At 55.6% G+C, this 18,898-nt stretch carries 20 protein-coding genes; 5 read left to right on the top strand and 15 right to left on the bottom strand.

Annotation, left to right across the window (positions count from 1 at the left end; translation table 11 throughout):
- Positions 1–491 precede the first annotated feature (491 nt).
- Positions 492–1,892 (bottom strand): DUF1214 domain-containing protein, encoded by a 1,401-nt coding sequence (locus tag AB9F29_RS19665; RefSeq protein WP_369756942.1) that lies wholly within the window; start codon positions 1,890–1,892, stop codon positions 492–494.
- Between the two features lie 411 nt (positions 1,893–2,303).
- On the bottom strand, positions 2,304–2,903 hold the full coding sequence (locus AB9F29_RS19660) for a TetR/AcrR family transcriptional regulator (protein ID WP_369756941.1): 600 nt from the start codon (positions 2,901–2,903) through the stop codon (positions 2,304–2,306).
- Between the two features lie 238 nt (positions 2,904–3,141).
- Between AB9F29_RS19660 and AB9F29_RS19655 the strand changes: the two genes are divergently transcribed.
- Entirely contained in the window at positions 3,142–3,978 is an 837-nt protein-coding gene (locus tag AB9F29_RS19655) for an alpha/beta fold hydrolase (RefSeq protein ID WP_369756940.1), read from the top strand.
- Positions 3,971–4,312 (top strand): hypothetical protein, encoded by a 342-nt coding sequence (locus tag AB9F29_RS19650; RefSeq protein WP_369756939.1) that lies wholly within the window; start codon positions 3,971–3,973, stop codon positions 4,310–4,312. Before AB9F29_RS19655 ends, AB9F29_RS19650 begins: the two co-directional genes overlap by 8 nt.
- Before the next feature lie 198 nt (positions 4,313–4,510).
- Here the strand turns inward: AB9F29_RS19650 and AB9F29_RS19645 are convergent, their stop codons facing one another.
- Positions 4,511–4,930: a winged helix-turn-helix transcriptional regulator gene (locus tag AB9F29_RS19645; protein ID WP_369756938.1), complete on the bottom strand. Its 420-nt coding sequence runs from the start codon at positions 4,928–4,930 to the stop codon at positions 4,511–4,513.
- A gap of 71 nt (positions 4,931–5,001) precedes the next feature.
- Here AB9F29_RS19645 and AB9F29_RS19640 point away from each other — a divergent pair, with 71 nt between their 5' ends.
- Together AB9F29_RS19640 and AB9F29_RS19635 are read left to right on the top strand one after the other, a co-directional pair.
- Positions 5,002–5,643, top strand: coding sequence for an NAD(P)H-dependent oxidoreductase (locus tag AB9F29_RS19640; protein WP_369756937.1), 642 nt, complete (start codon positions 5,002–5,004; stop codon positions 5,641–5,643).
- A 1-nt stretch (position 5,644) separates the two neighbouring features.
- Positions 5,645–6,496 carry a DJ-1/PfpI family protein gene (locus tag AB9F29_RS19635; RefSeq protein ID WP_369756936.1) on the top strand — a complete coding sequence of 284 codons (852 nt, stop codon included), beginning with the start codon at positions 5,645–5,647 and terminating at the stop codon, positions 6,494–6,496.
- 214 nt (positions 6,497–6,710) lie between these two features.
- On the opposite strand, the gene AB9F29_RS19630 is transcribed toward AB9F29_RS19635, so the two are convergent.
- Complete coding sequence (locus tag AB9F29_RS19630) at positions 6,711–7,010, bottom strand: hypothetical protein (RefSeq protein WP_369756935.1); 300 nt, start codon at positions 7,008–7,010, stop codon at positions 6,711–6,713.
- A gap of 144 nt (positions 7,011–7,154) precedes the next feature.
- On the opposite strand from AB9F29_RS19630, the gene AB9F29_RS19625 reads away from it, so the two are divergent.
- Entirely contained in the window at positions 7,155–7,421 is a 267-nt protein-coding gene (locus AB9F29_RS19625) for a hypothetical protein (protein WP_369756934.1), read from the top strand.
- Between the two features lie 100 nt (positions 7,422–7,521).
- Here the strand turns inward: AB9F29_RS19625 and AB9F29_RS19620 are convergent, their stop codons facing one another.
- From AB9F29_RS19620 to AB9F29_RS19570, 11 genes are all read right to left on the bottom strand, one after another.
- Positions 7,522–7,788 (bottom strand): DNA adenine methylase, encoded by a 267-nt coding sequence (locus AB9F29_RS19620; protein WP_369756933.1) that lies wholly within the window; start codon positions 7,786–7,788, stop codon positions 7,522–7,524.
- A gap of 345 nt (positions 7,789–8,133) precedes the next feature.
- Positions 8,134–8,451: a hypothetical protein gene (locus AB9F29_RS19615; protein WP_369756932.1), complete on the bottom strand. Its 318-nt coding sequence runs from the start codon at positions 8,449–8,451 to the stop codon at positions 8,134–8,136.
- Positions 8,451–9,182, bottom strand: a complete 732-nt coding sequence (locus AB9F29_RS19610; protein WP_369756931.1) for a lysozyme — start codon at positions 9,180–9,182, stop codon at positions 8,451–8,453. Before AB9F29_RS19610 ends, AB9F29_RS19615 begins: the two co-directional genes overlap by 1 nt.
- 32 nt (positions 9,183–9,214) lie before the next feature.
- Positions 9,215–9,508, bottom strand: a complete 294-nt coding sequence (locus AB9F29_RS19605) for a hypothetical protein (protein WP_335586729.1) — start codon at positions 9,506–9,508, stop codon at positions 9,215–9,217.
- An 81-nt stretch (positions 9,509–9,589) separates the two neighbouring features.
- Positions 9,590–10,432 (bottom strand): hypothetical protein, encoded by an 843-nt coding sequence (locus tag AB9F29_RS19600; protein ID WP_369756930.1) that lies wholly within the window; start codon positions 10,430–10,432, stop codon positions 9,590–9,592.
- Positions 10,433–10,441: 9 nt separating this feature from the next.
- Positions 10,442–13,966, bottom strand: coding sequence for a hypothetical protein (locus tag AB9F29_RS19595; protein ID WP_369756929.1), 3,525 nt, complete (start codon positions 13,964–13,966; stop codon positions 10,442–10,444).
- Positions 13,966–14,421 (bottom strand): GNAT family N-acetyltransferase, encoded by a 456-nt coding sequence (locus tag AB9F29_RS19590; RefSeq protein ID WP_369756928.1) that lies wholly within the window; start codon positions 14,419–14,421, stop codon positions 13,966–13,968. Before AB9F29_RS19590 ends, AB9F29_RS19595 begins: the two co-directional genes overlap by 1 nt.
- Positions 14,408–15,034, bottom strand: a complete 627-nt coding sequence (locus AB9F29_RS19585) for a hypothetical protein (protein ID WP_369756927.1) — start codon at positions 15,032–15,034, stop codon at positions 14,408–14,410. The genes AB9F29_RS19590 and AB9F29_RS19585 overlap by 14 nt, the downstream gene beginning before the upstream one ends.
- A 10-nt stretch (positions 15,035–15,044) precedes the next feature.
- A complete protein-coding gene (locus tag AB9F29_RS19580; protein ID WP_369756926.1) occupies positions 15,045–15,671 on the bottom strand; it encodes a hypothetical protein in 627 nt (208 codons plus the stop codon).
- Complete coding sequence (locus AB9F29_RS19575) at positions 15,672–18,779, bottom strand: tape measure protein (protein WP_369756925.1); 3,108 nt, start codon at positions 18,777–18,779, stop codon at positions 15,672–15,674.
- 3 nt (positions 18,780–18,782) lie between these two features.
- Positions 18,783–18,890 (bottom strand): phage tail assembly chaperone, encoded by a 108-nt coding sequence (locus AB9F29_RS19570; protein ID WP_369756924.1) that lies wholly within the window; start codon positions 18,888–18,890, stop codon positions 18,783–18,785.
- Positions 18,891–18,898: the final 8 nt, after the last annotated feature.

The following is an 18,898-nucleotide window of genomic DNA, read 5'->3' as shown; positions in this document are numbered from 1 at the left end:
TTAAGGGGAAAATATTGGTGCGGTCGAGAAGCAACGTTTTACTAATAATTTCATTTGGTTGCAAATAAATTTCGTGAAAAATTCGTAATTTCGTTTGGTGAAATTATTTTGAAATGAACGAATTTCAATCTTACCCCGCAATGAAACTTTCTCGCTGTTTAGCTATCTATTGGCTCCAGTCTTAATTTTCATCAATGTCGGCGAAGGTTCTGCGCTGCAGCGTTTTAGCATGGTGTGAATGTCTGGATCGGGCCGTTCGCGACATCTATGCTAGAGCTAGGCTCGAGACCTTTATGCGACCGCAGCATTTGTCACTAAGGGCGGGAAGTGTGAATTCGCTGCTGTCGCTAACCTATTGGGTGCAACTTTTGGAAGCGGACCTTCAACGGGCAGCGAAAATACGTTTCTGTTCTGCGCAGCAGAAGTAGGCTCAGACCCAAGGTAGACGTTCAGAATGGCGCGACGAATGCAGCTCGCCATTCTTTCAAACATCAATCAAGCTTCTCAAAATCGGGGAGTTTCCAACCGCTTTCATACCAGCCTTCACTCGGCCCATAGAGGCGGAACAGGATGAACCAATCTTCACCTGTCGGAATCCAGTTGGCCTCTTTTCCATCCGGTGCCTTGGGCGCAAAGTAGACGTCAACTGACCCATCATCATTCTGGATCATGTTTTCCATGTTTGGAGAAGCAAGACCGACACGTTCCGCATTTTGGATGAAGCCTTTGGTCTTCATGCTATAGACGATTACCGACCAGAAATCTTCAGCCGGAGTGTCAGCGGGAACGTTCAGACGATAGGTGTCTTTCCCGTTCAGCAATTCGCCTCTCGAGTCTCGCAATCCTGAAATGTAATAGGTGCCGCCTCCCAGTTTCTTTGGCAGATAGGTCACGTAGAAATACGCGTAGGCCCGCTTGTCGATCATCAGGCCTGTCTGGTCGATGAAGGGCAATCCGATCTTGGCCTGCTCCAGTGGAATGTTGAATGTGCCGTGCTGGCGGTCATCCCAAAGTCGTTTGAGACTGCCACCCTCAGTCACGAACCAATGCTGCATGTAGTCATATGCGCATTGAAGTCCTTCAAGCATGGCTTCCTTGGTTTCTTCGCTGGGGTTGAACGGCTCTCCCGGGACGATGCCGATTGATGCCAGACGGCCGGTCATGGCGTAGTCGCGTTCAAGCGGCAATTCGCGCTGCATCGCCGTGTTGAGGTCCGTGAAAAAGGTGTAGTCGTAAACCGGCAGTGTATTTACCGGGTTCTCGTAGACATCAATGTATGGCCAGATCGCGCTTGGGTCGGAGAGAGGATAAACCTTGACGCCTTTTGAATAGGTGGATTGATCCGCCATCTGCCCGCCATTGATTGCGACTGGCCGAAATGCGAAATGCGCGGCGGCAGTGTCTGATTGCACGACAAAATATCCTTCGGTCGGCAATTCGCCCTCGTAGCCCGGCGGAACGATCAGATAACGACCACCCTTACCCGCATCATCGCCCGACGGCCCTACGTCCACAAGAGGACGTTGCCACGCATTAAGAACGGAGCCGAAAAGCTGCGCTTTATCGCCGATGGCTGGCACCTCGATCACATGCGGTTCGCCGTTCATGGGCATAGCCGCAAAAACATAAGGCGTTACATCGTTGGCCGTTAGCATCCCATGGCGCGAGTCCATTGGTGCGGTCATGAAGGCTATCGTACCCGGTTCTGCACCTGCGTCTCGTTTAATCGCAAGCTCAAGGTCGTAGATTGCGACCGCAGGCAGCCCCCATATTGCAAGTTCGCAAGTCCGGCGGACGAACATATCGCGCTCGACCTGCGTCATCTCTGCCCTCGCTGGGAGCGACGCAGAGCCAATGCAAACTGCTGCCGCAAGTAAATGAATTAAACGCATACTCAGTCTCCTAGAAATGTTGATCTGCAAGGTTTAGTGGAGGTTAGCCCAGAAACTTTGGTTTTCCAAATGGCGAACCGCGCGGCTTACAACCGCATTGTCCCGCTCTGCTGACCTTGCATCGATCCAAATGCTGCAATTTGCTCGAATGTCCGATCTGGCGAAGCTGCGTCGCAGCGTTTGTCACAAGCACCAGAGTCCGCAATGGGCCGTTCGCGACAACTGCACTAAGAGTTGTTTCGGAGTTTTTATGCAAACGCAGCATTCGTCACTAAGGGCGGAGAGCCGACGTTCGCTGCGGTTTGCACAGAGGTCTGCTATGCGGACAAATCGCCATTTCGCTGCGGTCGCTATGAAGGTCTGCTTTGCTCACTTCGAGGCGGCGTGACTTGGTCGAAATATCTTGCCACTCTACTCGATGATCTGGAATGCATAACGAAGAACGGTTGCGATAGTGGCGTTATCAACCCCTTCTTTTTGCATCCGCATCGCCCCACCGTTTTGAGCATCGAAGTAGAGCGCCGCAGCGTCGGTTGGCATTTTAGCACTGCACTCCCCTTTGGATTTGGCGGTCTCGATCCAAGCCATATAGGTATCCAACACTTCATGGCGAAGCTGATCCACGCGTTCACCTGTAGCTGACCCGAGGCTATCGCGCTGCGCACGCATCGCGACGAACAGGCAACCCGACGGCATCCCCAGCGCCTCGCGGTCTTGCGTTGTGAACGCGACCAAGGCGGCCTTCGCAGCCGCGAAGCTCTGATCTCGTTTTAGAATGTCGAACAACGGCAACAGGGCCAAGCTGCGGTAAGCCTCAAGCGCGGCACGTTTCAAGCCATCATCGCTCCCAAACTCGCGGTAGATTCCGGGTTTTGAAGCGCCTGTCAATTTGCCAATCTCGCCGATGGAGACGTCGGTCGGGCTGAGATCCCAATACTGCATCAATGCAGTCTGTAGAACGTGTTCGCGGTCCAGAGTCTTTGGCCGCCCTCGTTTTTCTGCTTTTTTCATTACGGACTCCAAGGTATTTTAAATTGACTCGCACTTATCGTACCCATAGATACGAAATAAATATTGAAAACGCCATATACCCTACTGGAGTCAAAAAAAGATGCCAAAAAAACCGATTGGAATGCTGGGCCGCATGAACGCGGCAAGCTTGATGATGATGACGCCCGAGTTCTTCAAAGTGCGGCGTCTGCGTACGAAAGGGGCCGCAAAAATAAGCGAGGCCCCAGCGCGTTTTGCAATGAAGCCAGAACGTATGACCTTAGACGGTGTGGACATCCGCTTTGCGAGGGCTGGCAATCCGAAAGGTCCAACAGTGCTTCTTCTGAGCCCACTTCCGCAGAGCATCTTATGTTATGATAAGGTTTGGGACGCTCTTGCGGCTGACACTTATTTGATCGCGCTCGACCTGCCGGGCTTTGGCCGCAGCGCAGGTGACATGAGCTTTATGACCTTCGAGGCGCAAAGCGCATTCCTCGAAAAATTTGTCTTTGAAATGGGTCTGACGGACATTCATATTGTTGCTCCTGATATCGCGATGCCAGTGGCGCTGCATTATGTCATTCACCGTGATCATAAGGCGGCAAGCATTCTGGTCGGGGATGGACCGGGCATTCTGCCTTCGGACAACGGTAGCCTTGTCACCAAGATCATTCATTCCGGATTTTGGCGATCGATGGTGAAAATGACCGGCGCGCGCGCATTCATTGCTGGTGCCATCCAGCTTGGGTATTTGCACTACAGCCCATCAGCAGAGGAAGTCGCAGATTATGTAGCTTCCTACAGCGGGCGGATCGGTCAGGTTTGCTCATGGTTCAAGCATTACCCGGAAGGCTCCAAAGCTATTGATCCCCATCTGGATACACTCGATGTGCCGGTCCACGTTTTTTGGGGTGATCAAGACGCTTTCCTGACAACCGACAATGCAGAACGATTGCACAAACGGCTTCCCAAAAGTGCCTTGACCATTTTTGAAAACTGCGGCCATTTCTGTTACCAGGATAAGGGCCAGGAATTTACCCAACTGGTCCAAAACTGGATCACGGGTGGGTATCATTTGGGCGATTCGCATGGCTGATGTCTTTTACGTCTCGATCACTGGATTGCAGCTGAAAAGAGTGTGGCATGCGCCGACGTTCTGGCGTCATGCAGCCGCATCGATGTCGCAAGCAAAGTCAGCGGATGGATGCCTCTCGGCAGATGCACGCACAATCAATGGCGTTCATCACACTATAACTGTTTGGACTTCTCGCAAGGCAATGCTGGCCTACCTTTCAGAGGGTGCACACCTCAAGGCAATGAAGGCGTTCAAATCGTTTGCGACCGGTAAAGTGTATGGCTTTGAAACAGCAACGGTTCCCGAATGGGCAATAGCCCATACCCTCTGGCTCGAGAAAGGCCGGCAAGTCTGACGCGACGTCTCAGCGCTCAAGAAGCATGATGCATAAAGAGCAAGACCGACCTTTTTACACTGCGCGGCATCGGTCACTCTCCGCTGTCGTTCAATGCACCGCGCTTAGTGGTCCACTGGCGGTCGTTTTCTGCGATCTATGCGTAATATGCGAAGGGCCGCTTTGGAGCGTTGGTAGGACTTGCATCAAGTGAGTTGGTTAATTTGTCGCTTTCTCGTCGTATGCGTGCCGCGCAGAATCAATCATGGCGAGATTTTCCAGTGCCCAATAGCCCAAGGCACTGACGGGCTCTCGGAATGACTGACCCATATCAGTTAGATTGTATTCAACTTTTGGCGGGATTGTTGGGTGATAGGTTCGGTTCACAAGGCCGTCGCGTTCCAACTCTTTGAGGGTCAGGCTGAGCATCCGTTGCGAGATGCCCAGGTTGCGCTTGAGTTCATTAAACCGCAGCGTCCCGTATTCGGCCAAGGAGATCACGACAAGCACGCTCCACCGATCGCCAACACGCGACAGCACTTCGTTGATGCGTTTGCAATCCGGGCATTGTTTGTCGTCCAGCATGGCGGTTCCTTTTTTGTGACCGAGGTTCAGAAATGTGCCTTCTTGCAACATCATTTAGTACTCAATAGATAGTCGGTTACGAATATATACTGCCCTAATGGGGCGCTGACAATAGGATCAAGCATATGACCGCGAAACCACTCAACGATCTTTTGAACTGGCGCTACGCCACAAAGAAGATGGACCCGTCCAAAGATGTCCCGCAGGGCAAGGTTGATGCGATTATCGAGGCGATCCGCATGTCCCCAACATCCAGTGGTACGCAACCGTTCGAGTTGCTTGTTGTGACCAATCCGGACATTCGCAGCAAGATTGCTGAGGCTGCTGGCGGGCAAGTGCAGATCACTGATGGATCGCATCTGTTGGTCTTTGCGGCTTGGGATAATTACACGGCCGAACGGATCGACAACGTCGTCGACCTCAATGTAGCGGCACGTGGCGACCTACCGATGCTGCACGCCTATTACGACAATCTGAAGTCCAATTACCTGCCTCGTGAGGCGGAGGTCAATTACGCCCATGCCGCGCGCCAAGCCTACATCGCATTGGGTATTGCACTGGTCGCCGCCGCCGAGCAAGAGGTCGACAGCACGCCGATGGAAGGCTTTGATCCCGATGCCGTGGACAAAATCCTTGGCCTGAAAGAGCGCGGTTTGCGGTCAGTTGTGTTGCTGCCTCTAGGCTACCGCGACGAGGGCAGTGATTGGTTGCTGCCAATGGGCAAAGTACGCAAGTCCCGCGACACCATCGTCACTGAGGTCAACTGATATGAGCATTCTTCGCAAGCTTTTCCGTGCGACACCGATACCCACAACCGATGGTGCGTTCAGCCCGTCCCCTTTGGCAATCAAACTGGGCACATCGACTACCACGGATTACGATGGTGGGGCTTATGCCAAACCTTATGTGGGCCCCAAAAATCGCGTGCTGATGATCTGCACCGAAGAACGCAACATGACGATGGCCAACGGCAAAAAGTTCTCTACGGGCAACCATCCAGTCGAGATGGGCTTGCCTATGCTTCATCTCATGAACGCGGGTTTTGAAATTGATATTGTGACGCCAACCGGCGCGCCTGTCGCGATCGAGGAATGGGCAATGCCTGCGGATGATGCAGACGTGAAAAGGCTTTATCGCGATCATGCAGATGCCTTTGCGAACCCTGGCAGCCTTGCGGATTTTGTTGCACACAATATGAATGATGAGGCACCTTATGCTGCGGTCTACATCCCCGGAGGCCATGGTGCTATGCTCGGGCTGCCCGACAATAAGGACGTCGGGAAAGTGCTGCACTGGGCGCATGAACGGGGCCTGTTCACACTGGCTCTTTGTCACGGCCCTGCCGCGTTATTGTCCGCGAAGACAAAAAAAGGGTTCTTGTATGAAGGATACAAGATGACTGTGTTCCCAGATTCGGTCGACAAACAAACTCCCATGATCGGCTACTTGCCAGGCCCGATGCCGTGGTGGGTGTGTGAGAAGTTGACTGCTCTGGGCGTGCAGATCACCAACACGAAAGCCGATGCGTCATGCCATATTGATCGTCGTCTGATTACGGGCGCGAGCCCCAAGGCCGCAAATGCTTTTGGTCGACTGGCTTCAGAAACACTGCTGAAATAAATGCTCAAGCTAGAAATTGATCGCAAGGCAACTCAACGAACGCCCTCGCAAGACCTTGCAATATCAAACGCCAGCAGAGAAGTTCGCAGAGTGTGTTGCGTCGACCGGTTGAGATCGCCGCCGTTTGCGGACATGGTCAGGTTGACCGAGAACTGGACTTTCGCTGCGAACTTAATGCGATGAACACTGGGGCGGCCGTGGCCGCCCCAGTGTTCTAAATCAAAGTTGTTTCTACCTTTCTATTTGAAATGATCAACTCCCTGGCCTGCGTGGAGCCTGACGTGGCGATTGAGTAGGTCAATTGCACCTCCTCAAAATAGAACCCCGCAAACACTTCCCGAATTTCTGGCGTGTCATTGATCGACAGCAGAAACGCGCCTTTGAGGTTTGAGAGAATTTCAGACATGCGCGCGAAGTCGCTGCGCTCAAACATGTTCTTGCCGTAGTCCTTCTCACCACCAACCCCAACCAGATCGCCGCATGACCCACAAACCTCAAACACCAGATTTGACATTAACTCCATGTGGGAGATAATCAACTCGCAGACGGCCTAGCGTACAATTACACTTTGGATATAGACGATGACGACATAGAAATTTTCACCAACGAGGACGGCGTAACCTCACCCAGACCACGATCACAAAAATAGGAGTGGAGAATGACTAAGAAAGACTTTTATTGGAACTTTAAAGTTACCGGTCTCATAGCGATAGCGACGGCTATTTCACTAGTCATGTGGCACACCCAATTAATAACAAACGAATTATACCCGCAGGTAGTATTGTTTATTTTTGGTCTATTTTTACTCTTCCGAGTAGTTATCCCCGTCGTTTTTACTTTTTTTTACAAATTTAGCTCAGAGAAGATGAAAGCGGGAACGATTAATCATCCCTTATCAATGTTTGTCATAATTGATTGGAAATAAAATGCCAGAAGGTGGTTTGTATGGCCAAATAGGGCCTTGGGGTTTGGCATTGGGTTGGGACAGCTTGAACGGCCCCACATTAAGTGCATTTCAAAGTATTTCAGCGGGAGTCAGCTAAAAATTGTGGATAGTGACGTTGCAGGGTACGAAACAGGTTGATGATCTCGCCATTAAAATCATTCATCACCTCGCATTGGGGTTGCAATATCCGGCGGAGGAACACGCCGCCCATTCCAACAAAGGGCTCGCAATAGGTCTTGTGAGGCAGGCGCTCAATCCGCTTGATCAGGGTTTTGTGCAGTTGTTTCTTTCCGCCAAGCCATGGGGCAACGGGTGCCGCTGCGGACACCTTAGTCATTGTGTTCATGATTGATTCTCAAATATTGGTCGCGCGCTCTCGCGAGAGTCGGGCGACGATATTCTTTATCGGATTGTCGGCGCGGTTTGTTTGAATATATGCCGCGTGGTGTTCGGTGCTGATACACCGAGCGCCCCCGCCCGTAGGCGCGGGTATCTCGTTTTGCGGTCGCTCTATAGAGGACCAACAATTGCAGTATGCTCGATCGCCCACTGCGCCAGCGCCCCATGCCGATCGGCGCAAGTGATCAAATCATTGCCAATTCGCCCTACCGCGATTTCCATTTGAGCTTGGCTCTTTGCACCTGGTGCGAGCCGTGGTTTTTCACAGGGCGCGAGCAGCTCGGCATCAGGCCTAGGGGCGCGCATCCCAGAGGGCGCGGATCCGCTGCACGCTGTCAGCATCAACAGCGCAGCGATCGGCCCCCATTGCTTCAATGGCTGCATATTCAAAATCCTCCTGAAGCGCTGTGCGTGCAGCGCGTTCCCTGTTGAGTTGGGCGGCGATACGGGATGTTTTTTCGGCAAGGTTGAACAACTCGCGGTTTTTGCGCTGTGTCGCCTCTAGCACGCCCATCAGCGCCTTTTGCCTACCGTGATCCCGCCCGACACCATAGGCGGCACCGAGTGCCGCCAAAAATGCCAGAAGGAGCCAAGGATTGACGATGCGCATCACCCCAGCCCAGAGAGGCACAGCTTGCGTTCGGCCCCGCGCCGGTTGCTCAAGCCACGGATCACCTTGCCACCCGCCCTGTTCCAACGCGGCAATTCATGGCAGGCCCCCAGCAGATCGCCCGCGTTCACTTTACGCACCAATGTGGAGCGACAGGCAGCACCGACACCGACGTTCCAGGACCAAGCCATCATCGCGACCTTTGTGTTGACGGGGATATCGATGGGCGACGTCAAACAGCGATCAAGCTGGCGCTCAAACTCGATGAGCCCCTCGGCCAGCATCTCCGCGCATTGCGCATCGGTGTAGTAATCCCCCTGCCCCACACCGCGCGTTTCGCCATGACACACCGTCCAGACTTTGCCGATATTGTCCCAATAGGCTTGGTTCTCTTTACCTTCCCAACCGCCGACAAAGCCAACAGCGCTCGCCAAAGCCACCGCACTGGCTGCAAGGATGCCCACGCCTTTTTTCTGGATCGCTCCGCCGCTGGCGCGCAGATACTCCGCCACCTTTTGGGCCAGCGCCTCCTGCTGCGTCACTCGCGCGCCTGAGACCCCCGCCGATAGCAACGCCGCGATCATCAGATATTGCCAGCTTTCCAGCCCGAGATCCTCCGGCGCAAAATACTCCCACGCCGCGCCCGCCGCCATCGCCACTGCGCCAATGATGGCCAAAATTGCCGACCATGCGCCGGTCAAAACCTGCTTCCATTCTGGTATCAATTTCATATTCTTACCTCGTTTCTGTTGTTTCAATTGGACTATTTGGGGAACACGCCAAGCGTCTTGAGCGCCGCATAGGCCGCGCCAACCACCGCAATCAGCGAGGCCACCGCTTTGAGCGACGACATCATCCGGCGCTGGGTGCGATAGGCGAGAATGATCTCTTTGAGCGTCGTGCCCTCTTGCACCAACCGCCGCAGATCATCGCGCGCGGGCTTGTCTTGAAAAATCTCCGCCAGAGAATGCAGCGCAAGACGCTCCAGTTCCGTAAATTGCGCCAAGTAGGTTTTAGTCGGGCTTTGGCCCCGCTGATCGCATAGGTCATCAGTCACATCGGCACTCCGTGTGTTCGGGCGCGCTCTAGCGCCAAGGTTGGTGTCAGGATTGGTTTGGGGGACTGGCCCCAGGCACGCCTAGAGCGTTTGCGCCTCGGCGACGGCCGTCGCGCTCTCGGCATAGGCCCAGTCGACGGCCTGCAGAACGTCATCGCATGTGGGGGCCGCCAGCATCCGCCGCTCGGCTTCCTGCCGGATGCCCTCGGTGCGCATCACCACCCAGTTTTCAAAGGCGACTTTTTGGCCAATCAGCGCCAGCTCGTCCGCCGTGGACATGCCGGAATATTTCACCGCCTGCTCCAAGGCCACTTGATCGGAGGCGCTCAGCGTGCCGGCAAGCGCGCGGTCATGGATCGCCCGTTTCAACAGCCATCTTTGGCGGGTTGTATCATCCGGATTGCCCAGAACCGCCCGCGCGACCGCTTCGCTTTCCCCATAAAGCGCCGTGATAAAGGTGGCACGGAAGTCATTGATATCCGGCGCAATCACAAAGCCTTCAGGCAGAGAAATCCCTTCCGGTACCGCCGTCACTTCAAGCGTTACCGTCACCGATCGCAAGGGCCACGCCTGTTTGAGCGTCACCTCATAAATCCCGGGCTGGGCAAAGACGACCCGAGGGGCTGTGACGTTAAAACGCCCGTTCACATGGGTCGATTTGATCTCCAGCTCCAATGGATTGAGCGCGTCGACATCGGGCAAAATCACGCCAAACCAGCGGATCGCGAGGTCCGGAGGTGCCGGACGCGGCACCGGCTTGCCGTTGACAAAATACCATTCCTCGTCGCCATATTCCAAGGGGATCATCGCGTGATTTGTCGGCAAGTTGGCCATCATAGCCGAGATCGCGTCGGCCTGTGTTTCCCCAACTTCCAGACTTCGGCCCGCCGCGATGTCGTAAATTGTGTACCGAATGTTATCCATCGGAAGTCCTCACTTTTTTGTCTGTGTGATTGCGAGATATCGCTGTTTTGCGGTTATGTAGGGACCGTAGCCCTCAACGGTGTAGGTGGTTGAACCGCCCGATGTGTTTCCATCCTCATGAACCACATGCACCGTCGCGCTTTGGAGCGTATTCGTTCCAGTGCCCGTTGGCGGAATGGTCACAGAAACCCCCGTGCGGATTTCCACGCCATCGCGCTTGATCTTGAAGGTTGCAATCCTTGCCGTCGGCCCAACCACACTCGTAATTGAACAGTTGAATTCAAGTAGGGACGTATAGCCCGCAACGCGGGTGATGGTTTTGGTGGCCACAGTGCTGTAGCTGCTGGCGATTCCTGCATCCCCAGAACTATAAGATCTCGCCGTCGTCGTGACCGCCGATCCCGCGATTTGCAGCGTATCCACGGCGAGATTGCCGATCTTGGCGGTGGTGATCGCAGCAGTCCCGATCTTGGCATTGGTAATGGCCGCGTTTGCAATATCTGCGGTTCCAATTGCGGCTGTCGCAAAGAGGCCATGTGCTGCCGTGATTGACCCGGTGACAATCTTTCCGCCGGTAATCATCGTCGTGCCACCGGCCGAATACGGCGTGGCTTGGCTCGCTGTAGCATGGGTTTTTACCAGTTGCGGCTTGTGCAGCATAACCCAGCTACCGGTCTGGCCGGATGTTGTGCCGTATTTAATCACCTGAATCGTCGCTGTGGCTGCGCCAGCGGGGGCTTGATCCTTTCCCCAATAGATCGGCCAGAGTTCAGGGTTCGTTGTGGAGGCGCCGTTGGTGCCTGCCCCCGCGTCAAAACTTGCCAGATGTGGGCTGTCACCAACCCACGATCCATCTGCATCCCGATACCGAAGGCGCAAGACCATTTTACAGGCAATAATTGCGGCTTTGATACTGACCTCAATCCATTCTCCCGCCTGTACGGGCACTCCGAATATTGGATCATTTCCATCAATATTACCTCGATACTCAAATACTGAATATCCCGCCGTATCTCCCGAACTCTGCGTCATACTGACCGTTGGATACCCAGCCCCCGTGTACCCCCAAGCTAATTCTCTCTTTTGGAATGTCGTATCAGCATGGCAGTCGCCGACCCCCCAAACGATCCAATCCGTTAATCCATCCGAAAAGTCGGTGTTGGATAGAAGGTTGCGGCCAAGGCCGACAACAAGCATGTCGGTGCCAACAGACCCCTCAAGCAGAATGTTGGCCGCCGAGATCCGTGCGACCGACACCGCCCCCGAGGGATCATCCGCCGCCACCAGCTCAAGCAGGGAATTTGACGATCCTGCTTGCACTCGAAACGTATAGGCCGCAGCCGCATAGCCGTTCAAATCGGCAATCGCCGTTGCCTGTGTGGCCACCGTCGCTTGAGTTGCCCCCGCCGTCGCGGAAACCGTGGAAATGCTGTTCGACAAAGCAGCATCGGCATTCGTGCGTGCCGTGCTTTCGGCCGCAACCGCAGCGCTAATTGAGGCGGGCACCTCCCCCAAACCTTCTTCAAAATCCGCAATCGCCTGCGTGAGATTAAATTGCACGTTGTCGGCTGCCGCATCCGCAGCGACTGCTGCAGCGGCCGCGTCCTCGGCGTCTTGCTGGGCTGCCGCCACATCCTCCTGAATTTCCTCCGCCAAATCGATATAGCCAAACCGCACGTCTGGCGTTGTGACCTTGAGCCAAGATGTCCAGGACACGGCACGCGCCGCATTTGGCACAAGACGCGCCGAGACCTCGTAAGCGGTATCGGGGAGAATGCCGGCAATAATGCGGGCGGCCCCCTCCTCAAAGTTGGGAAGGAGCAAAAGTTCAGTAGAGGCCGCCACTCCCTCAAGGCGCACCCGCACGTGCAGCGCCTCGATGTCGTCCAGACTGGTATCCCATGTCGCAAGGATTGCGGGGAGACGCCCTTGCGCGGTTCCATCAACCACCGAGTCCGGCGCAACTGCGAAATTCAGGACAGCTTGACTTGATGGCCGCACCAGAACAACTGGCGACGGGGTGACCGGCACATAGGAATTCGCGGCGGGCGGCGTGTAATCTTCGGGGTCCACCTCGCCAAGTTCGAGCGCGATCGACCCGTCATCCAAAAGGACGCGGCCGTTGATGATGAATTGCTTGGCGTCGTAGCTGTATTTTTCAGAGGTCCAAGCCAAAACCTCATTGTTGAGAACCGTGCTATAGGCGGGCGGCAAAAACAGCGTGTGGCGCCGGTTGCGCCGCGAGGCAGACAGCGCTTCGGCCATCAGCCTTTGCACTTGTTCACTATAGGGCACCATTTGCAGATCGACATTTGAGGTCAGGCGGCGGTTGCCGTCTTCAGCCTCAAAATTGGCATTGTAAAGCGGTGGCGCGGCCTTGGTGACATAGCCCTCGGAAGGTTCTGTATAGGTCGCAGTGATGCCATTCACGGTGTCGTGCAAGCGCCGAAAAGGGACAAAACTTTCCTCTTCAGTTGCCAAGATTTCGGCGTCGGTAAAACTGGCCACCGGCGCTTCTGGCTCACCGATGTGGGGATAATAAACGCCACCAATGTCGGCAATGCGGCCCGAACAGGTCATCAAGGCCGCTTCCAGCGCGGAGGCCGGTTCCGACGATACCCGCAGCTCTCCGCTGCACCGATACCGTGGCGCAAATCCGTTCAGGCCTTCCGTCGGCGTGCGGCATTTGTTGATTTCCGCAATCCATTTCGCGCTCGGCAAGCGCCCAGAACTCAGGCCGCGCGTGCCGTAAAACCACGTGCTGTTGTAGAAGATGCCGCGCAGAATATTATAGGCCTGCACAACGGGCAGATCATCGCCGTCGCCGCCCCAGGTCGTCGGGTCATTCCAACGCTGCGGCCCTGCCCCGCCTTGCGAGCTGTCCTTGGAAAGATCGTAAAACGGCGTTGAACTGAGAACGAAATGATAACTAGGCCAACCTGCCGAGAACAAGGCCGGCTTGCTGCGCGCGGTAATGACCGCATAGCACATGCCAACCCCAACGCGGGTTGCAGGATACGGCCGCTCAGGACTCGCATGGGCCACCAAAAGCGGATCGGCCGTCGTTTGCGTACCGTCATAATAATTGATCCAGAGATAGACGCCGGACGCATCTGAATATTCTTCAATCGGGTAGCCAAGATTGCCGTGCTTTGTATCCCCAACGGTTACTTTTTCGCCATCCACATAAAACTCGACCAATTGCGAATGCGGCAAATCGGAAAGGGCGATGACCCGCGTGTAATAGGCATTCGGCGTGGCTCCGGCATTGCCCCAAGTATTTCTGTAGACCAGCGAGCCATCAACCCGCGACTGCCCAAGAATGAACGACCTCGGAACATCCCCGCCAGACGACAATGCGCCGGTCACCCCGATCGCTGGCTGTTTTTTCTCCTTTGAGCCAAGCAGCGTATTCACCAGAACATTCACAGCAATACTGGCAATGGTTCTAATCAAAAACGCGCCGACAACTTCCAAGGTTAATCCCGCAAAGAAGGTGCCAATGGCAGCAACGGCGGCGGTGACAAATGGCATTATTTCAGACCCTTCAAATAGTGTGTTTCCATCGGGGTAAAACCGCGCCGACGGTAGAAACGATCAAGCCGGTGATCATTCAGGCTGGCCATCGCGACAAAGCGGCAGCCTCGAGAATTTGCCCAAGCTTCATACTGCGCAATCATTTGCAGCGATCTTAGGCTGCGAGCGTTCGGGCTGACCCACCACGCAACCTCCTGGGCAAAAAGCACAGGCGAAAAGGGCGATGATGAGGTGGCCGCCAGCAGCGCGCCCACAACCGCGCCGTCTTTTTCCAGCACCAGTGCAAGGCGCGTCGGGTCGGAAATAAACGTCCGCACCGTGTGTTCGGCATAAGACAGATCAAACGGGATATGAGCGCCGGTATGGGCTAGAAAATCACGACCCAGTTCTGCAATGGCTTCCCCCTCACATGGAAGCGCTTGGCGAATGACGGCCACGCTATGCGACCCCACTGTTTTGGCCCCAGAACAGCGACCAATCGCCAACGGTTGAAACATCGGCCAAGAAATCATCGGTGGCCGAGCGCAAGCGCTGGCTATCATCGGAGCGCGTATCTGGATTGGAGCGCGTCAATTCCTGCGTGAAGGACACGCATTTGGCAACTCCGGTGGTGTTGCCGGCATCGTCTTCGTCTTCTTCGACCTCATCGATGAAACCAAGAAAGCGCGGATCGGCGGGCCCCACCAAGCGACGGGTGGCGGGATCTAGAAACCCCCGATAAATCTCGACTTTTGCGCGCCTGAGATCATAGACCCGCAACAGGTCTTGGCCGAAAGCCTCCTCAGGCGGAATCGCGATCTCCAACTCTTGAATGGTCAAGTTGCTCACATCCGCCAAGGTAGAAATTGAAATCAGCGTGCCGACCCCGTGGAAAAAACGGATCTCGTTTGCATTGGTGTCCGGGTTGAAGATTTCAGCGGAAATGTCACCCGCATCTGACCAGAAGCCTTGCGCAACCTCCACGCCATCAGAATAGCGCGTCGCCGTCACCCAGAGAAAATCACGGGGGAAAAGGCGACGCTGTGCAATCGCCGCAAGGTTTGCAGCGCTCATTGAATTGGGCATATGGGGATCCTTAGATGACTTCGACGGCTTTAAAATTGACGGTCCCAAGGGCACGTCCCGCGTCGTTGGTTTCGACGGATTGTGGTTCCACTTGCATGAGAACCGTGGCCTTGGAAAAGCGCACATCGGCCCCGACACTCACAGAGATCGGCAGGTGCGGACGGATCTTAATGGTGAGGGCGCCGCCCACCGTGACAACGTCCTCGCGCACGACCGAGAAAAGGCGCCTGCCGCCGCCATCGGTTTCGATCGAAAGTCTGTCGCCGATTGAGGCGGTAAAGCCGTTCGCCAGACCGGACAGCGTCACCGCGTCATTGTTGACCCCGATAGACGCAATCACCCCGACGTCGCTAAAAGCGCCCCCGCTATGTTTGCGCGGTTGGAACCGGCGCGTGTCATAGGCCCAGAATGTGCCCATCGCCCCGTCCAACTCCAGCAGCTGCGATTCCGCTTGGACCAGATCATCGTGTCCAAGCATCACCGACCCGTAGGTCGCGATCCAGAACGGCGCGCCAAAATCGGACGTATAAGCGCGCCCGCCTTTGTCGCGCGACACCCGTTGATTTTGCTGAAGGGTGAAGCTTGTGGTCAGAAACGTATAGCCAAGCAACAGATCGGAAATCGGTGCCACAGTCATCTAACGACCCTCCCTGGTGCGCGGCAGATTTGAGATCACCTGTAGAACTTTGGGCTTAAAGCTGGCCTCCATCTTGGACATTTGCTTGGCCAGAAACTCTTTCATGCCGTTATCAACGCCGCGAAAATCATTGGCCATGGCGATCGAGACATTCATCCCGCCGCCGCCCATGGTCTCGCCCTTGCGCAACACCCGCTCGCCTGCTTCAAGGATCGCGGGAACCTCATTGGGTTTCAGACCCGCAATTCCGCCGTTGTGATAACGCGGGGCCCCAACAAACATCCTGGGCGATACTTGGCGCTTAGTCGTACCGGACCCCGCTATTCCGCCCGCATGATGCACCTCCGCCGAGAGGGACTCGCCAAAGCTGCCACCAATAGCCGAGCCCACTGATTTCAGGATGAAACTGACGCCTTCCTGCCGGACAATGTCGGCCAAAATCGCTTTAACAAGGGAGCCGAAGCCCTTCCATTCGTTGATGGAACTGGCAATGCGATCAGAAAGCGTATCAAACAGTGCGTCGGTTTTGTTTTTGCCGTCATCGAGCTCGTTCTTCATTCGATCGAGCGCATCGGTAAGGGCCGCAACCGAAATATGTTCCGCGCCATAGGTAGCCACCAATTGACGCCTAATCTCAACCGTCTTGGCAATGGTTTGCGCGCGGCGCTCCTCGGCTGTCATCATGCTTTCGATCGCGCTGATGGCCTCCTTTTCCAGCGTCTTGAGCGGTGATGTCGCCCCGCCTCCACCCTCTTTTTTGGGCGTGAAGATCGCCGAAATCAGCCCCTGTGTTTCGGACAGTTCGAGATTGAGCTCGAGAGTTTTCGTATAGGCCGCCGCGATCTGATCCGGCGTGGCGCCAGCTTTCACCAGCGTGATTGATTGTTGTTGCGCATCCCCGACCGCACTTACTTTGTCCTGGTTCGCCCCCGCCTGTGCCGCGCTCAATTGCGCCCGCGCGACCGACAGGCGATCACCCAGATTTAGGTGCACGCTGCTCACTGCAGAAAGTGCCTGATTGAGCTGTGTCGCCGCCGTGGTCAGACTGTCGGTGTCTCCTTTGGTTTTCTTCAGCTCATTCTGGAAACTGGACATCGCGCGATCGAGTGTGGACACGATATCGCTTTCCGCCCCGTATTGCGCCACCAGCTTTTCCCGTGCCGCCGCGACTTCGGCTGTGACCGCCGCTTGCCGCTCCTCGGCCGACATATTCTGCGCGATGAACTTTTCTGCCATCTTGCGCGCCGCGTCCACCTGCGTCCCCCATTCCTTGGCAGGCTCCACATCAAACGAGGTATTCATAATTTCATTGGCCGATTGAATGGATTGGGCCGTCAGGTCGACGGTCGCTTGCAAGCCATCGATTGTGCGATCGAGCGCCAGCAGGTCCGCGTTATAGGCTTTTGCGGCCCCTTTCGTTATGTTCTGTCGGTAGCTCGCGGGCAATTCTCCGGAATAGGCCGCGCCCTCATTCATGGCCTCGATGACCCGATCCTCAATCGACTTAATGTCCGCGCGCTCTTTGATCAGGCGATTTAACTCTTTGAGCCGCTCGGCTTGCAACCTTTGCTCGCCAATCTTTTCTTGCCGCAGCAAAACCTTCTTGGCTTCAAATTCCTGCCGCGTGGCCGCAATGATTTTCGAGGAGGCCTCGAGCGATGTGTCGCCGCGCGTCTCTATGGCCGCATTGAGTTTTTCCAAGACCGCACGCAGATTATCGCTGGAGCCTTCAAGTTGGCCGCTCATCTGGTTGAGCCGTTCCAAACGCTCCGTCGCGCTTTCCGCCGACTCCCCCATAGTGAGGAACGCCGTGCCGGCAATCAGCAGCAGTCCAGGCCAACCGCCCAAAAAGGCAAAGGCGCCGCGCAGCGCCGACCCCGCCCCCGTTAGCAAGCGTGTGGAGAGCAAAAGACGTTTTTGCGCCACATCGACGCCCGCCGTCGCAATGGCCTGCCGAGCGGTTGCCGCCGTCAATTGTGTGCGCGCTTTTGTGGCCTGCTTGTTGGCCGAGGTCATGCGCTGGGTCGCAGCGCCTTGCAATGCCAGCTTGTCGACGCTGGCCTGCGTCGCCGCCACCCCCAGCTGTCGTTTTGCCACGAGTTCGTTTGCCGTGCGCAATTCACGATCGGCTGCAGTGGCAGCGGCATAGCGCGCCGCTGTCAAATCTTTGACGCCGCTCACAAAGCCAGTCATTTTACGCCCGCCGAAAGCAGCCGCCAGCGCAAAGCCTGCCACTTTCACGCTCTTGCCAAAGAGTTCGGCGGCCTCGGCATCCGATCCCAAGATCTCGCCCAAGCCCTGCAGGCTTTCCGCCGTGGCGCGCGACAAGCCCAGCCCCTTGTCAAACCCTTCCGCCGCTACAATCGCGCCGTTTTTAAACACTTGTGCCGCCGCTTGCACCGTCACCTCGACATTGGCGAATTTCGCGTCGGCTTCTGCCTCAAGGCTTTGCAACGCACGGATCATCACCTCAGTCGTGATCACGCCCTCTTTGGCGAGATCCTTCAAATCCGCCAACGTGCCGCCCGCTTCCCGGGCAATCGCGCGGGTAAAACTGATGGGTGCGTTTTCGCGGATCGAACGCAATTCATCGCCCTGCAAAACGCCAGACTGCAGCGCTTGGGTGAATTGGACCATCGTGGACTCGCGCTCTTGCGCCGACTTCCCGCCGACGGCCAGCAACTTGTTGAGCGTTTCCATATCGCGAATGGTCTGCGTGAGGGCTTGCTGCCCCTCTAGCGATTTCTGCATCCGCTGCACGCCCTGTGCAAAGCCGGTAAAGCCGGACAAAGACTTCACCGAACTTCGATAGACAGCCTCAAAAGCCTCTTGTGAGTCACCGCCGACATCACGCAGGGCGTTCCGGATAAGCTTGCTTTGATCCACAAAATCCGACGCCACCTTGAGACCAAAGCCTGCGCCCAGAAAGGCCGTGGTCGACCGCAACCTTGCGCCCTGCGACACAAGGCGATCCATACCGCGCTCAACGCGGCCAAAAGATGAAAGTGTGCCCCGTTCAAAACGCGAAATCCCACTGTCGATCCGCTTGAGCTTTTGAACAAACGGTCCGTCGATCGCATCAAATTCAGCAATAACCTTGCGCGCCATGCTCTAGTTTCCCTTGTTTCGTTTCACTTTGTGATCGTAAGCCGCCCAGAGTTCTTTCGGGGTTGCGGTCCAGAATTCGGACGGTGGCCAGCCCAGATCAACGGTGGCCACTTGGAAGG

The organism is Falsihalocynthiibacter sp. S25ZX9, assembly GCF_041205405.1.
Classification (GTDB): domain Bacteria; phylum Pseudomonadota; class Alphaproteobacteria; order Rhodobacterales; family Rhodobacteraceae; genus Falsihalocynthiibacter; species Falsihalocynthiibacter arcticus.
This window is presented reverse-complemented; position numbering and strand designations above follow the sequence as displayed.